Origin of the sequence: Clostridium sp. YIM B02569 (assembly GCF_022320765.1) — a bacterium.
Taxonomy (GTDB): Bacteria; Bacillota; Clostridia; order Clostridiales; family Clostridiaceae; genus Clostridium; species Clostridium beijerinckii.
Genome location: NZ_JAKJJX010000004.1, coordinates 133,207 through 149,403, shown reverse-complemented (window position 1 = coordinate 149,403; position 16,197 = coordinate 133,207). Strand labels below are relative to the sequence as shown.

General features: G+C 30.2%; 12 protein-coding genes. 1 reads left to right on the top strand and 11 read right to left on the bottom strand.

Annotated features, from left to right (window positions below; genetic code table 11):
• Nucleotides 1-754: 754 nt before the first annotated feature.
• The 8 genes from L3B96_RS05000 to L3B96_RS04965 all read right to left on the bottom strand — a co-directional run bounded on the left by L3B96_RS05000 (nucleotide 755) and on the right by L3B96_RS04965 (nucleotide 11,849).
• Nucleotides 755-1,459 (bottom strand): hypothetical protein, encoded by a 705-nt coding sequence (locus tag L3B96_RS05000; protein ID WP_238859041.1) that lies wholly within the window; start codon nucleotides 1,457-1,459, stop codon nucleotides 755-757.
• Between the two features lie 527 nt (nucleotides 1,460-1,986).
• Nucleotides 1,987-2,376: a dihydroxyacetone kinase phosphoryl donor subunit DhaM gene (dhaM, locus tag L3B96_RS04995; protein WP_238859040.1), complete on the bottom strand. Its 390-nt coding sequence runs from the start codon at nucleotides 2,374-2,376 to the stop codon at nucleotides 1,987-1,989.
• Nucleotides 2,377-2,425: 49 nt separating this feature from the next.
• Complete coding sequence (dhaL, locus tag L3B96_RS04990; RefSeq protein ID WP_023975873.1) at nucleotides 2,426-3,055, bottom strand: dihydroxyacetone kinase subunit DhaL; 630 nt, start codon at nucleotides 3,053-3,055, stop codon at nucleotides 2,426-2,428.
• 152 nt (nucleotides 3,056-3,207) lie between these two features.
• Nucleotides 3,208-4,206, bottom strand: a complete 999-nt coding sequence (gene dhaK / locus L3B96_RS04985) for a dihydroxyacetone kinase subunit DhaK (protein WP_017212634.1) — start codon at nucleotides 4,204-4,206, stop codon at nucleotides 3,208-3,210.
• 499 nt (nucleotides 4,207-4,705) lie between these two features.
• Entirely contained in the window at nucleotides 4,706-6,775 is a 2,070-nt protein-coding gene (locus tag L3B96_RS04980; RefSeq protein WP_023975875.1) for a sigma 54-interacting transcriptional regulator, read from the bottom strand.
• Nucleotides 6,776-7,311: 536 nt separating this feature from the next.
• Nucleotides 7,312-8,232 (bottom strand): polysaccharide deacetylase family protein, encoded by a 921-nt coding sequence (locus L3B96_RS04975; protein WP_023975876.1) that lies wholly within the window; start codon nucleotides 8,230-8,232, stop codon nucleotides 7,312-7,314.
• Between the two features lie 143 nt (nucleotides 8,233-8,375).
• A complete protein-coding gene (locus L3B96_RS04970) occupies nucleotides 8,376-10,115 on the bottom strand; it encodes an ABC transporter ATP-binding protein (RefSeq protein WP_238859039.1) in 1,740 nt (579 codons plus the stop codon).
• Nucleotides 10,116-11,849 carry an ABC transporter ATP-binding protein gene (locus L3B96_RS04965; protein WP_238859038.1) on the bottom strand — a complete coding sequence of 578 codons (1,734 nt, stop codon included), beginning with the start codon at nucleotides 11,847-11,849 and terminating at the stop codon, nucleotides 10,116-10,118.
• A gap of 139 nt (nucleotides 11,850-11,988) precedes the next feature.
• On the opposite strand from L3B96_RS04965, the gene L3B96_RS04960 reads away from it, so the two are divergent.
• Complete coding sequence (locus L3B96_RS04960) at nucleotides 11,989-12,855, top strand: LysR family transcriptional regulator (protein WP_023975879.1); 867 nt, start codon at nucleotides 11,989-11,991, stop codon at nucleotides 12,853-12,855.
• A 323-nt stretch (nucleotides 12,856-13,178) separates the two neighbouring features.
• Here L3B96_RS04960 and L3B96_RS04955 read toward each other — a convergent pair whose 3' ends face one another.
• Genes L3B96_RS04955 through L3B96_RS04945 form a run of 3 tightly spaced genes read right to left on the bottom strand, consistent with a single transcriptional unit; the run spans nucleotide 13,179 to nucleotide 16,197 of the window.
• A complete protein-coding gene (locus L3B96_RS04955; protein WP_238859037.1) occupies nucleotides 13,179-14,399 on the bottom strand; it encodes an MFS transporter in 1,221 nt (406 codons plus the stop codon).
• Nucleotide 14,400: 1 nt separating this feature from the next.
• A complete protein-coding gene (locus L3B96_RS04950) occupies nucleotides 14,401-15,189 on the bottom strand; it encodes an ABC transporter ATP-binding protein (protein ID WP_023975881.1) in 789 nt (262 codons plus the stop codon).
• The gene (locus L3B96_RS04945; RefSeq protein WP_236898505.1) at nucleotides 15,190-16,197 is read right to left on the bottom strand and encodes an iron ABC transporter permease; all 1,008 of its coding nucleotides are present in this window, start codon (nucleotides 16,195-16,197) and stop codon (nucleotides 15,190-15,192) included.

Below are 16,197 nucleotides of genomic sequence, written 5' to 3'. Positions count from 1 at the left end.
ATTATCATATTATATATTTTTTTCTTAAAACCCAAAAATAGTAGTAGAAATTCTCCTACTATTGCTTAACATATCATCAATGCTAATTTGTATTTTTTACCAATTAATGTTATAATTATTATGCCATCTCAAATCGATATATTATGGAGGCGTAGCATATGAAACGTGCACATGTAAAAAGGCGTTTCGATAAGGATTTAATGAAAAATATATTTCTTTTTCTTAGTGAGCTACTCAATCTAATCTCTATAATTTTAAAACTCTTCAAATAACGATAGCAAAAATATATACTTGAAACATTATTTATATTTTTAGGACTAGTATAATTATATTGCTTAAAAAACGTAAGTACCAATTACGCGAGATGGTAAGTTATTATAATTGAACGTCCTTTTTTATTCTTTAAATAATTATAATTCGAATAAATATGAATAATTTATATAAAAGATCATTCAAGTGAGTTTAAAAATAACCCAAAGAATTTTTATTTTATCTATCACAACACAAGCATAATTATATCATATTTGGAATTTAATGTAAATATAATTTTGTATATTTTAGACCGACTCATTCTAAAAGTATAATTTAGTCTTATGAGTCTTATCTAAATGATTCAATGCACGATTACATTCCAACCGATAAGGACTTAGAAAGAGGATTCTTAGGTCTTCCTAAAATCCCTGGAATCTACTAATAAATCAAATATTATTCCTTCTCTCAATAAAAATGAGAGAAGGAACCCTTTTAATCATATTTAGTCTTCTAAAAACTTTTGTTTTCTCTCATCTTTTCTATCTATAACAATATCATCAATTTTAACGTTATTTGCTCTTAATCTTTGAATAATATCCTTTATAAATGCGTCACTTCCAACTACATAATACATAGCATCCTCTGATTTCATTGATTGGCTAAGTATTTCATAAAATTCTTTCCTAGAATTTATCCAATAATTCTTATAATTTTCATCTGCTAATTTATCCAGTTGATTTCTAAATACAAATTTATCTGATGAGTCTATATTTATATTTGATAAGTATGAGATATTAGTTTCATCATTAATAAATGATAAAATAAGAGGTCTCATAGTAGCTATTCCAACTCCCATTGATATTAAGATTATAGGTTTATTTATACGTCTTAACCCCATTCTTGAACCTATCTTAAAAAATACAGCTTCATCACCAATTTTTAATTCTGATAGCTTATTCTTGAATTCCGATTTGCTCCCTGGTACCCTTGTTGTTATGGCAATTTTATTTTCCTCTGGTAAAGTTGCAATAGACATGTGTCTTACCCATTCTTTCCTAGGCTGATCACCAATATCAAACCCAATGTGCCCAATATGGGTATGTGAGCCAGGTTCCCATATTAAATTTTCTGGTTTTTCAAAAAAATATGTTTTTGTATTATCTGTTTCATTAATTATATCAATAATTTTTAGTGTATATTTTTCCATAATCCCTCTCCTTTAATAACAATTCTCAATTTAATAGTATCAACTAAAATTTTTCAAGTCAATATTTATAAATTTCAATTATAGATAACCCAACTAAAACCTGAACTTATGCATATAACTCGCCGAAATGAATAACATACTTTTGTTCCAGTTTCTAGTTGAGATATATTTCATAGTATAAATCTAACTTATAATTGGCTTATCTATATATAGATTTTCCAAGCAAGAATAATAACTTTTAGTTTTCATTTATAATATGTTTTATTATATTCATTAATGATGATGTCACTAATGTCTTATCACGAAAAATGATATATATTACAAGAATAATCCTTCATCATAACTCTAAAAAAATTCCAAGAATTTTATCCGCAATTGTGAATTGTGAAATGTGCATTGTGAATTGAAATATATATACTTTGTAAAAAATTAAGAAGATAAATTTCTATTTATCTTATAGAAATTTATCTTCTTGATCTATATAAATACTATTAAAATATTATTCTTCAGATAACTATTTTATTATTTCAAGGCATTTTCCCTAAATTCATAGGTTTTAATGCTTCTTCAATTTCTTCAATATTTTTACCTATACTACTTTCAACTGCTGCTGTCACAGCTCCCTCAACTATTGGGCAATCTACTATCTTTATTTTTTCCTTCATCTTTTCATCTAGAAATTCTATTGCCATTTCTGCATTCATAAAGGCACTGCCTAAATCAAAAATAATAATTACTCCATCTTCTGAATAAACATCTTCTATTGCAGCTGATATTTTATCCATATCAGTGCCAACTCTTCCGTCTGCTATTCCTCCAGCCACACCTATAGCTACATTAGGTGCCATTTGACTTGCTAATTCCTTTACACCATCTGCTATATTTTTACTATGCGATATTATCACTATTCCTACCATATATATTCTCCTTCAACGACTATTTTGATGTAACTCAAAATAAAAACTACTAATTTAAAGCTTCATATATTGTTTCTAATATTATTGCAGAAGATGTAGCCCCAGCATCTTGGTGCCCTAAACTTCTTTCTCCAAGATAACTTGCTCTTCCCTTTTTAGCTATAATTTCTTTTGTATGCTCTACACCTTTATAAGCCGCTTCTTTTGCTGCTTTTAAAATTTCCTTGACTTCAATCCCGCTATCTATACCTTCTTTTATTGATTTTAATGCTGGCTCTATAGCATCTATCATAGTTTTATCATCTGCTTGACCTTTACCTCTCATTTTTATACCTTCAAGAGCCTCATCTAGCATCTTTGCGAAATCATTAATATCAACTTCCGATTTTCCATTAACACTTACAGCTGCCTTCATAAAAGCTGTTCCATATAGTGGTCCTGAAGCTCCACCAACATTAGATACTAATGCCATTCCTGACTTCTTTAATATACCTCCAATATCATTTCCATCATCGTCTTTTATCTTTTCTACTACAGCCTTAAATCCCTTGCTCATATTAAGCCCATGGTCTCCATCTCCAATTGCAGCGTCTAGCTCCGATAAATATGCTTTATTTTCATCTATCTTTTCACTTATTTTTTCTAATATTTCAATTACTTTCTTTCCTTGAATACTCATTTCTATTCCTCCTATATAGCTTAATTTAGATGATGCTTATATATTAAAGCTTCATCTAAATTATAATTCTTTGGTAGTAGAATCCGTCACACTCTTAGATATTCTCTACTAAATTCATCTAATCTCAAAAACTCTACCTAAAAATCTTTGCTTTATATTACTTTAAATGCTGGTGTGTTTGCTGGTGCATCTAATAATTCTTTTAATTCACTATCAAGTTTTAATACTGTTATTGAAAATCCAGCCATTTCAAGAGATGTCATAAATTCACCTACAAATGTTTTATGAATTTTAACCCCTTTTTCCTCCAATATTTCATTTACCTTTTTATTTACTATATATAACTCCATAAGTGGTGTTGATGATAAGCCATTTACCATGACTGCTACTTCTTCTCCACTACTCAATTTGATATCTTCTAGAATTTTGCTCATTAAATGTTCTGTAATTTCATCTGCTGTTTTTATTTCCTCTCTATGAGTTCCTGGTTCTCCATGAATTCCCATACCAATTTCCATCTCATTTTCTCCTAATGTGAAATTTGGTTTACCAGCAGCTGGTACAATACAAGATGAAATAGCCATTCCCATACTTCTAACATTTGATATTACTTTCTCTGCAACTCTTGTAACTTCTTCAAGACTAGCTCCTGTTTCAGCTTTAGCGCCTGCTATTTTGTGTATAAATACTGTTCCTGCAATTCCTCTTCGTCCTGCTGTATAAGTACTATTTTCAACTGCAACATCATCATTTACTACAACAGCTTTTACATTAATGCCTTCCATTTCGGCCATATCTTTTGCCATTTCAAAGTTCATAACATCTCCAGTATAGTTTTTAATTACAAGTAAAACTCCTTTGCCTGAGTCTACAGCTTTTATTGCTTCATATACTTGATCTGGTGTAGGTGATGTAAACACTGCTCCTGCTACTGCTGCATCAAGCATTCCTTTTCCTACATATCCTCCATGAGCTGGCTCATGTCCACTTCCTCCACCACTTACTAAAGCAACCTTTCCATCTATTGGTGAATCTACTCTTACTAAAACATCTGCATTTTCTAATTTTTTTATATATTCCGGATGTGCAGCTACCATTCCTTTCAACATATCCTCAAGTACTAGATTTGCATCATTAATTATTTTTTTCATAAAATTCTTCCTCCCATATTTAAATATTCTTTATGATTAAAATTATTTATATCTAATTTGTATACATATGTTGCAATTCACAATGCACATTTCACAATTCACAATTACAGTTAAAATTCTTTTAATATTTTTAGAATTATGATGAAGAATTATTTTTGCAATATATATAACTTCTAAATAACATAATTCATTCATTATAAAGTTATTAACCTTTATTACCTAAGTAATATAAGATAACTTTCATGAATTAATTTTTTTAGAATATATGTAAATAATTTTGATTTACTTTTATTTATATTTGTACTTTTATATACAGCAATACTCATGCCACAATTTGAATTACTAACTAAATGTTTTTAAAAGTATGTATTTTCAAGCCTTCTAGCCTAAAGTGTAAGTAAACATTTACAGAAAATTGTAATATAAGTGTTCTATTCCTTGGTAAAAAGTATCAAGTTGTTCTTTTTTATCATGATACTTTTTACCAACTTGCTATTTTTTATTCCCAAGTTACCTTTTTCTCTATTCCATATTGTCTTGCCTTCGCGGCTACTGTTTTATGAGTAAGTCCTAATGCTTTTCCCGCAGCATTATAGCTTCCATATTTCTTAAGTGCTTTTTCTATTATAATTTTTTCATATTCCTTTAGCGGTAATATTTCATCTGTTTCAATAAGCATGTCTATTTCATTATTATTTTTACTTTTGATTGCATTGTTAACTGTATTTATATCTTTTCTCATATAAGCTGGAAGATCACTTAATTCTATTACTTCTGTTTCATTTAAAGCCATTATTCTCTCTACCAGATTCTCTAATTCCCTTATATTTCCTGGCCATTTGTATTCTAATAGAGATTCCATTGCATCATTTGTTACTATAGTTATTCTTTTATTTATCCTCTTACCTATTTTATCTATGAAGTGCTCTAATAAAGGCGCTATATCTTGCTTTCTTTCTCTTAAAGGCGGCAAAAATATTGGAATTACATTTAATCTATAATATAAATCTTCTCTAAATTCCATTAACTTTACCATTTCTTCTAAATTTCTGTGAGTCGCAGCAATTATTCTAACATTTATTTTTATAGTTTCTTCTCCACCAATTCTTTGAAATTCTTTTTCTTGAATTACTCTTAAAACTTTAGCCTGCATACTCTTATCCATTTCTCCTATTTCATCTAGAAGTATAGTACCATTTTGAGCCAATTCAAATTTACCTAATTTTCTTTTTATAGCTCCTGTAAAAGCTCCTTTTTCATATCCAAAAAGTTCGCTTTCTAATAAGTTTTGTGGTATTGCCGCACAATTTACTCTAATAAAAGGTCCTTTGGAATTCTTACTTGAAAAATGTATTCCTTCTGCAATTAATTCTTTTCCTGTCCCACTTTCTCCTCTTATTAATACTGTGGTATCTGTTTTCGCTGCTTTTAATGTTGTAGCAAGTGCATCTAATATCTTCCCACTATGACCTATATACTTCGAAAAAGCTGAATCAGGTTTCTTAGTTCTCATAAGCTCTTCTTCTAGATAATCAGCTTTTGCAGAGACCTGAGTTAATTTCTCAGAAAGTTTTTGAACTTCTGTTACATTTCTAACTATAGACACAACACCTGTTATTTCTCCGTCAATTATTATAGGGTTTACATTTGAAACTATTATTACACCATTTTCCTTATAACTTATAGCCCCTATGATACTTTCTCCCGTTTTAAGTACTTTAATTCTTGCACCCTCTGGAGATACATCTCTAATATTTTTATTTAATATATCCTCTTCTTTTTCGTTCAAAATTCTAAGATACGCCTTATTTACGTATGTTATATATCCATCTGAATTTATAACACATATACCATCTTGTACTGTTTCTAATATAAGCTGTAGCCTCTCTTTCAAATCTTTCACCGTTTTTAGTTCATCTTTAACTTTTTCTAATTTTGAAATATCATTAAATACTGCTAATGCACCTTTAGGTTTCTTGTCTATTATTATTGGAGTTCTATTTATAAGTAATATTCTATTATTTATTATTTCTTTTACCATTAGCTCTGATTTGCCAGTTCTATTTATTTCATGAAGATTTGTGAATTCTATTATTTCATATACTTTTTTACCAATAGCATCACCAGAAGATATCCCTAATAATCTTTCTGCTTCTTCATTGAATATTGAAATTATATCTTTCTCATCTGTAGCAATGATTCCATTAGGTATATTACTAAATACGTGCTCCAACGTTATAGTATTATTATTTATTATGTTATCAACTTGATTAATAGTACTTTTATCTTCTAAATCAAAATCACTTTGTAGAAAATCGCATAATTCATTTAGCGCATCTTTTGGATCTTCTCCATGAACTTCTACTATAATTTTCGCATTCTGCTTTACCTTCAATAAAACCAGGGGCATAAGACTTGTAGCTAAAATTTTCTTTTTATCTTTATAAATTATAAAAAACTTTAAATCATGTCTCTTTTCAAGTTCGCTTACCTTATGAACAACCATAGCCAAGACTCTCGCATGCAATCCTTTACTGTGCCTTATAACCACTTCTTTGCTAAGTATCAAAATTCTTCACTCCTAATCTTAGTTCTTTAACATATATATGTTGCAATTCACAATTCACAATTACGGGTAAAATTCTTGCAATATTTTTAGAATTATGATGAAGAATTAGTTTTGCAAAATAATATATATTATTTTAAAATACAATTTTACATTTTCAATAACCATTAACTTATACTCTTTTAACTCAATTGTATAAATTTCATTTTATCAATTTACATATTATACTAATGTAGGTATAAATAAAAGCTAAATTTTACCACCCAATCTCTTAATTCATTGGCTATTTATACAATACACTTTAAATAATTCACTTTAAACAATACTATAACTTAAAATTAACAATATAATATAAGTAATAAAAATCATTCATATTTTTAATTTTCGATTAGCTTAATGAACCTTAACTTTCTGAATCAGTGTTTCCATAACTTATACTCTCAAGTGGTACAATGTCCACATGTTTAATCTGAAAATAAATTTCTAGATAACAAAAAATCCCCCTCTTATTTTATAAATAAGAGGGGGATAATAATTAATTATTCTATTATTTTAAATTCATAGCCTTGCTGTTTTAAATATTCTATTATTCTTGGTAAAGCCTTCGCTGTTTCTTCTTTTCCATAAGTATCATGCATTAAAATCAGTGCCTTTTCTCTATTACCAATACTTTTTATAGCTTCCTGGGTTAGTTCATCTGCATTCTTTTTATGAGTACCTTCTGCATCTCCTGATAATGCATTCCAATCAATTTGATGCCAATCCTTCTCATGTAGGGCTTTGTCCACTTTTTCTGCTCCTTGAGGATCCTTTTTACTCCATGTTTCTTGTCCACCTGGAAACCTGATTGATCGTGTTGAAAAATCTTCGCCCAAAACGTTTTTTAAAGCTTTATCTGTTTTATCAAAATCAGACATACAATTCTCCAAGCTTATTTTACCCTTTGGAAATAAGTAACCATAGTCATGTGAATATGAATGTATACCAATTGCATTACCTTCTGCTACTTCCCTCTTTACTAGGTTCTTGCTTGCATCATCTTTATCAACATACTTTCCTATAAGGAAAAATGTTGCATGTACATCTTCAGATTTAAGGATATCTAAAATTTGAGGGGTAACTGTTGTCGATGGGCCATCATCGAAAGTTAAGTAAGCAACTTTTTTGCCATCAGCGCCGTCGGGCTTTTGGTTCTTCTCTTGCTGCTCAATATACTTTTCTAAATATGCAACATCTTCTACGCTGCCATTACTTTCTTTATTAACTGAATCGCTATTTTCTTTATCATCATTACTACTTTCTCCCGTGCTGCTAGCAGCTTGTACCGTCTTACTGCCTGTTGAAAATTTCTGTGCTGCTACTATACTTCCTATAATTACAAGTAATGCAACTGCAACAATTAATATAGTAATTCTCGCTCTCTTAATATTTTTAGTGCTATTACTATTATTACGTTTCATTTTTCTACCTCTTATACATTTAAAAATTTATGATCCTCTATAGCTTTAAGAGACTCATGATAAAAAAGCTATATTATTAAATATGATATTACCTATACAATTTATACTAACATATAAATTTTTTTAAATATATAAACATCTTTTTACAGCTGATGCTTAAACTGACTATTATAAAGTTCTGTATAAATTCCACCTTTATTTACAAGTTCCTCATGATTCCCTCTTTCAGCAATTTTACCATTCTTCATAACAAGGATCATATCTGCATCACGGATAGTAGAAAGTCTATGAGCTATAACAAAGCTTGTACGTCCTTTCATCATTGAAAGAAATGCATTTTGTATTTTTAGCTCAGTTCTTGTATCTACATTACTTGTTGCTTCATCTAATATGAGCATTGGCGGATCAATTAGCATTACTCTGGCTATAGTCAAAAGCTGCTTTTGACCTTCAGAAAGATTTCCTCCAGATTCAGTTATAATCGTATCGTAACCATCAGGAAGTCTTTTTATAAAACTATGAATAAAGGCAGCTTTAGCTGCATTTTCAACTTCTTCTAAAGTAGCATTTGGTTTACCATAAGCAATATTTTGCCTTATAGTTCCTTCAAATAGCCATGTATCTTGAAGCACCATACCAAATTGGCCTCTGAGATTATTTCTTGTAAGATCATTTATACTCTTGCCATCTATAGTAATCCTACCTTTGTCTAAATCATAGAACCTCATAAGTAAGTTAACTATAGTGGTTTTGCCAGCACCAGTTGGTCCTACAATAGCTATTGTACTTCCTTTTTTTATATTAACGCTGAAATTTTCTATAAGTGGAACTTTCTTATTATAAGAAAATGATACATTATCAAACTCAACATTTCCATCACAGCTCTCTATATTTTCAGCTTCTTTAGAATCTGCTTTTTCTGGCTCTTCATCTATAATAGAAAATATTCTTTCACAAGATGCAATAGCTGCTTGAAGCTGAGTAGCTACACTAGTAATGTTGTTTATTGGTTGTGAAAACTGAGTTGAATAGGTTAAGAAACTTGAAATCACACCAACACTTAACCCGCTTAAAACCGAAAGTATTCCTCCAACAAGGCCAACTAAAATATATGTAATATTATTTACAAATCTTGTGGCTGGATTAGTAAGCGATGAATAAAACTGTGCAAGCTGTCCACACTTGTAAAGCCTTGAATTAATTCCCGAAAAGTTCTCTTGTGCTCTTTCTTCATATCCAAAAAGTCTTACTACTTTTTGGCTTCCCACGATTTCTTCTATATAACCATTTAATTCACCTAAAGTCTTTTGCTGCTCTTTAAACATTTTATTTGATCTCTTTGTAATGAAAGAAGCAATAAGAAAACAAAAAGGTGTCATTAAAACTATAACCAACGTTAATTTAAAACTTAAACTTACCATCAAAACAATTGAACTTATTATAGTTATGATTCCTGGATAAAATTGTGTTATTCCTTGAAATAACCCATCTGAAACATTATCCATATCATTTGTAAGTCTGCTTATAATATCTCCATGAGGATTTTTATCAAAGTATTTTAAAGGCAGAGAGCTTATCTTATTTAAGGCTTCATTTCTAAGATCTTTTACTGTGTTATATGCTACAATATTAGCTACTATAGTAAACAGCCACGTAAATAGTGCACTTATTACATATATTACTCCTAGTATTATAATTGTCTTAATTAATCCATCAAAATCAACTTCACCTTTAGCAACTATATGATCAATAGACCTTCCCACTATTAACGGCATAAATGCTATAAGTATATTACTTATTAGTGCAAATATCAGAGATGCGAACATATATCCTTTATATTTTGAAACATAACCAATCAATCTAGAAAATGTACTTTTTTTCATTTACATAGCCTCCTTTGTAACTTGAGAGCTACATATTTCTCTATAAACTTCGGACTCTTTAAGCAATTGTTCATGATTTCCAACTCCCGCGAGTTTTCCGTCATCTAATACAATTATTAAATCAGCATCCTTTACAGTGCTTATTCTTTGAGTTACCATAATTACAGTTGTATCACTTGAATTTTCTTTAAGAGCTTTTCTAAGTGCAGCATCTGTAGCATAATCAAGAGCACTTAAGCTGTCATCCATTATTAATATTTCAGGTTTCTTTACTAAGGCTCTTGCTATAGTAAGTCTTTGCTTTTGACCACCAGAGAAATTAACTCCGCCTTGGGATATATATGTGTCATATTTTTCAGGCATTTTTTCTATAAAATCTGCTGCCATTCCAATTTCAGCTGCCTTCTTAACTTCACCCATGCTTGCATTTTGAGAGCCCCATCTTATATTTTCTGATACAGTTCCGGTAAATAAAACGGCTTTTTGAGGAACTAGTCCTATATTGTTATCAATTTCTTTTTTATAATAATCTTTAACATTAATTCCATTTAGCAAAACATTTCCTTTGCTTGTATCATATAGTCTAGGTATTAAATTAACTAAAGTAGTTTTTCCTGAACCTGTACCACCTATTATCCCAACCATTTGTCCTCTTTTTATTTCAAAAGAAATATTACTTATTGCATCTTCCTTAGATCCTTTATAAGAAAAAGATACATTATCAAATTTAATTATTGGAATATCTTTATTAATATTTTTACTAAACTCAGAATTTCCACTGTACTTAATACTTGGTTCTGTTCTAAGTACCTCATTTACACGAGCTGCACTAGCTGCTGCCTTAGTAAAAGTAACTATAAGGCTAGCAAGTACTATGAGCGCCGATAATACCATGTTTATATAATTTATATAAGCTATAACCTGTCCTGTTGTCATTCCACCTACATTTACTCTTATTCCACCAAACCAAATTACTGCCATAAGTGCAAAATTCATTATTACACTTGTAACTGGATTCATAAGCGCAGATATTTTTCCTACCTTAATTGCAGTGCTTGCAAGTTCCTCATTCGATTCTCTAAATCTTACTTTTTCACCTTCTACTCTTGAAAATGCTCTTATAACTCTTACTCCAGATAAATTTTCTCTTAAAATAAGCGACAACTTATCAAGTTTTCTTTGAACCACCTTATATAGAGGAAGAGATTTATTCATAATAAGATATATTGCAAAAGCAAAGAATGGAATTGATAAATACATTATAAGCGACAATTTCACGTCAAGATACATAGCCATTATGATTCCGCCGATGCAAAGAAACGGCACCCTTATAGCAAGTCTTATAAGCATTGCAAGACCAAGTTGAAGCTGATTTACATCATTTGTAACACGATTAATAAGAGATGGCGTCCCAAAATCATCAATCTCATTATATGAAAAAGTTCCTATTTTTTTGAACATCTCATTTCTAAGAGCCGTCCCAAACCCTTGTGAAGCAATAGATGCAAAATACTGGCATGTAAAAGATGATAACACACCTAAAATTGCCATAAAAAGCATTATTAATCCTATTTCAAATATATAGTTTATATTTTTTGTTCCTATTCCTTTATCTGTTATAAATATCATTATTGTTGGTATTGATATTTCAAAGACAGCCTCGAGTAACTTAAATATAGGACCTAATGTAACTTGCCTTTTATACGGTTTTACGAATTTTAATAAATAATTCAAGATTTATCCCCCTATCTGTAATGTCTTATTGAATATTCTCAAAATTTCCTTTATCATTATAACAAAAACATATCTATATAAAAAATACATAATATGTATCGATGCCATATATTTTTTGTATATCAGAGGGTGGATAAAAATGGATATTAAACAATTAAAATATTTCTATGCGATTGCAGAAGAAGGTCAAATAACAAATGCTGCCAAAAGACTTCATATGGCTCAGCCCCCTTTAAGCTATCAGTTGAAAAACTTAGAAGATGAACTCGGCGTTAAACTGGTTGAGCGAGGAAGTCGAAATATAAAACTTACTGATGCTGGAGTTATACTTTATAAGCGCGCTAAGCAGATATTATCTTTAACAAAATCTACTGAAAATGAATTAAAAGATTTTAAACAAGGAAATCACGGGACCTTATCCATAGGCACTGTATCTTCATCTGGAGCGTCACTTTTAGATAGCAGATTAAATATATTCCACGAAAAATACCCTTTCATAAATTTTGAAATTCATGAAGGGAATACCTATGAATTATTAGAGTTATTGGATAAAGGTATAATTGAAATTGCTATTGTAAGAACTCCATTTAACAATTCAGGAATAAACTCAATTTTTTTACCAAAAGAGCCTATGGTTGCAGCTATGAGAAAAGACTTAAACTGGACTGATAGTGAAATCATAAACATTACTGAATTAAATAATAAACCCTTGATATTCTATAGACGATTTGAAAGTCTCATATTTAAAGTATGCCAAGATTTTAATTTTCAGCCAACTGTATTTTGCAAAAATGATGATGCACGGACTTCCCTGCTTTGGGCTAATTCTGGACTTGGAATCGCCATAGTACCAAAATCTGCAATAAAATTAATAGGTTCTTCAAGTATAATTTACAAAGAAATTGATAGTGACATATTAACAACTCAGATAGCTATAATATGGTCAAAAACAGGGTACCTTTCATCATCTGGAAAAAATTTTTTAGACCTGTTCGAAAATACGTAAATTTTTAATATCGGACTTGATTACTTTTTAAAAAAGTTTAAAACAACAGCAAACTCGCTGATTATTCAAAAACAGCTTTATAAAGTTCATCAGTTATCCCAATAATTCAGTAGTAACTTTACTAATCGCACAATATAATTTTTTAGTCTACTTGATTATCTCATTAGAATATGAAATAAATAAAGCTGAGGCTTTCTTATATAAGAGCGCCCCAGCTTTTAATTAATATTTATAACGTCTCAATCATTGTTAACTATTCTCTAACTATACTCTATAATTTAATTTACTTACATCAATATACGTTAAAGATTAGTTATTTATTTTTAAGCTTTTCTTACATTCCATTTTATAAAATACACTACTCCAACGCTAGAAATAGTGGTCAGAATAACGATGCTAAAAAGGCTAAAATTAAAATCTATTAATTGTCCAAAAATCAGTTGTCCAGGTGTCACGCTTACTGTAGCTACTGCTGTAGAAAAAGCACTGACCTTTCCAAGCATATCTCCCCTTACTTCCTGTTGAATATAGTTTAAAGATATAATATTAGATAAAGCCAAAGATAACATTATTCCAAAACCTCCAAATGAATAAAGCCCTAAAATAAAGAATTTGTTTTCAGCATTTAAGTATACAGCTATTCCCATAATCATTAGAGCAATTACCATAGGATACATGGTCTTATGTAATTTTTTCACACTAAATAATTTAGGCCTTAAGGTTATTGCCATGCCTCCTATTATCATGCCTGCAACAAATATAGCTTCTATAAAACCATACATACTGGAAGGCAGACTCATTTGTATATTAATAAAATATGGAGTCACAACACTTAAAATCGGCACCACAAAAATATTAGTCAGAGCATAAGAAACTATAATTCCTAAAACGATTGTCTTTCTTTCCTTTAAATATATAAAACTCTTTTTCATTTCCTTTATGGATTTTAAAATAGGATTTTTAAATTTCTCCCTTATTTCCAAATCAGGAATATTTAAAAATAACTCTAAGATTGCGCATATTAAAAAGCTTACAGCATTTATTATTACAACCAGCTTTATTCCAATGAAACTATATAAAATCCCTGCGAGTACTGGTCCAAGCAAATTAACTACATATCCAACCTGCTGAATTATTCCATTAGCTGAAGGTAATTTTTTCTTTTCTATAATTTGAGGAATAGAGGCTGTAACGGCTGGACTGTATAAAGTATAAATAACACTTAACATAAACATTACAATACCTACTATTATTGTATTATCTCTTCCACTCATAAGTATTATTCCATAGACGCCCATTAATACGCTACTTACAAAATCAAGATAAACCATTATTTTTTTCCTGTTTACTGTATCCGCAAGGAAGCCTGCAATTGGTGCAAATAAAACATATGGAATAGTTGATATTGCTAATATGGTTGAAAAAGCTCCAGCACTTCCTGTTAAATTTAAAATATATAAAGACATACAAAATCTCTGAATTGCATTTCCAAATAGAGATATTATCTGACCAATAACAATTATAATAAAGTTCTTATTTCTCATGTTATCCTCTCATAAGTTCATATTCTACGCAGATTGGATACTCACCATTTTCACTTAATTGTAATTTAACATCTATTCCGTAGATTTTTCTTAAGTTTTCTTGTGTTATTACTTCCCTAGGAATACCCTTGCATATGATTTTCCCCTGCTTTAGTCCAATGATATTACTTGCAAATCTGCAGGCATTATTTAATTCATGAAGAACTATTACAACAGTGATATTATTCTTTTTATTTAATCTCTCTAATACCTCTAATACTTCAAGTTGGTAAGACATATCTAAATAAGTTGTAGGCTCATCTAACATGATTATATCTGTTTCCTGAGCCAAGGTCATTGCAATCCATGCTCTCTGCCTCTGGCCTCCAGATAGATTATCTATTTCCCTGTCCGCAAACTCCTTAAGACCTGTCTCTTCTATTGCCCATTCTATGACTTCTTTATCATGGCTGTTTAGGCCTCCAATCATCTTTTGATGTGGAAATCTTCCGTAGGCAACTAATTCTTTAACAGTAATTCCACTTGGACATGTTGGCCCCTGAGGCAAGAAGGCAACCTGAGTTGCTATTTCTTTTTCCTTTTGTTTTTTTATATTCTTTTCATTTACAAAAATTTCACCGTTCTTTGGTTTTATTATTCTACCTATAGTCTTAAGCAGAGTTGATTTTCCACATCCATTGGCTCCTATGATTATACTTATTTCTCCCTTTGGAATCGAAAGGTTCATATTATCTATTATTAAATTATCTTCATAGGCTACGGATAAATTTTTTACACTAATCGCTTCCATCTAATTCTCCTTCATCATTAAATAAATAAAATATGGTACTCCAAAAATTGATATTGTAATCCCAACGGGTATTTCAATTGGAGAAAATAAATTTCTTGAAACTGCATCTGCAAGTAAAATTATTACTGCACTTATAATCGCAGATATTACAAGAAAGTTTTTATGATAAGGTCCAACTAACCTTCTTGCTATATGAGGACATATTAAGCCTATAAATCCAATATTGCCGGCAAAGGCTGTAGCTGCTCCAGCAAGAATAACGGCAATAGTTAAGAATTTTTTTCTCTCCTTATTTAAATTTAATCCAAGACAGACTCCATGTTCATCTGATAAATTAAGAACATCTAATTTCTTATAATTCATGATTACTAGAGTAAACATTATAATAACTAATGGAATTATTATTTTTGCATAATCCCAGCCTGAACCCCAGAGACTTCCAGAGGTCCAGATTAGCACTCTGTTATAATCACCAGCTCCACCTCTAAAAGTGAAAAAAGTTATAAAAGCACTTAATCCTGCATTTATTCCAAGTCCTATAAGAAGCAGTCTCTTTGGCCTTACTCTATCTCTGCTTGATAAAAAGTAGAGTATAATTGCTGAAATTCCTGCACCTAAAATAGCCATAAAAGGCAGCACATAAATAGATAAAGCACCAAGCTCACTATAATAATCCTCAGTTTTTAAAGAAATAAAAATAACTGCTGCCACTGCTGCTCCAGCATTAATACCTATTATCCCTGAATCAGCTAATTCATTTTTTGTTATTGTCTGAAGGAGCGCTCCAGCTGTAGATAAGGCTATGCCCACTGAAATTCCAACTAAAAGTCTTGGAAGCCTGGTGTTTAAAAGTGCTGCCTTCTGTAGTTTAGTTCCGCCTCCAAGGAGCGTATTTATAATATCTAAAGGTGATATTTTATAAGTACCCCAGCTCAAATATAATATTAAAGATATAAACAGCAAGGCTGCTAATATTGAAACTGTCATTTTAAAACTTTTCTTTTTCAT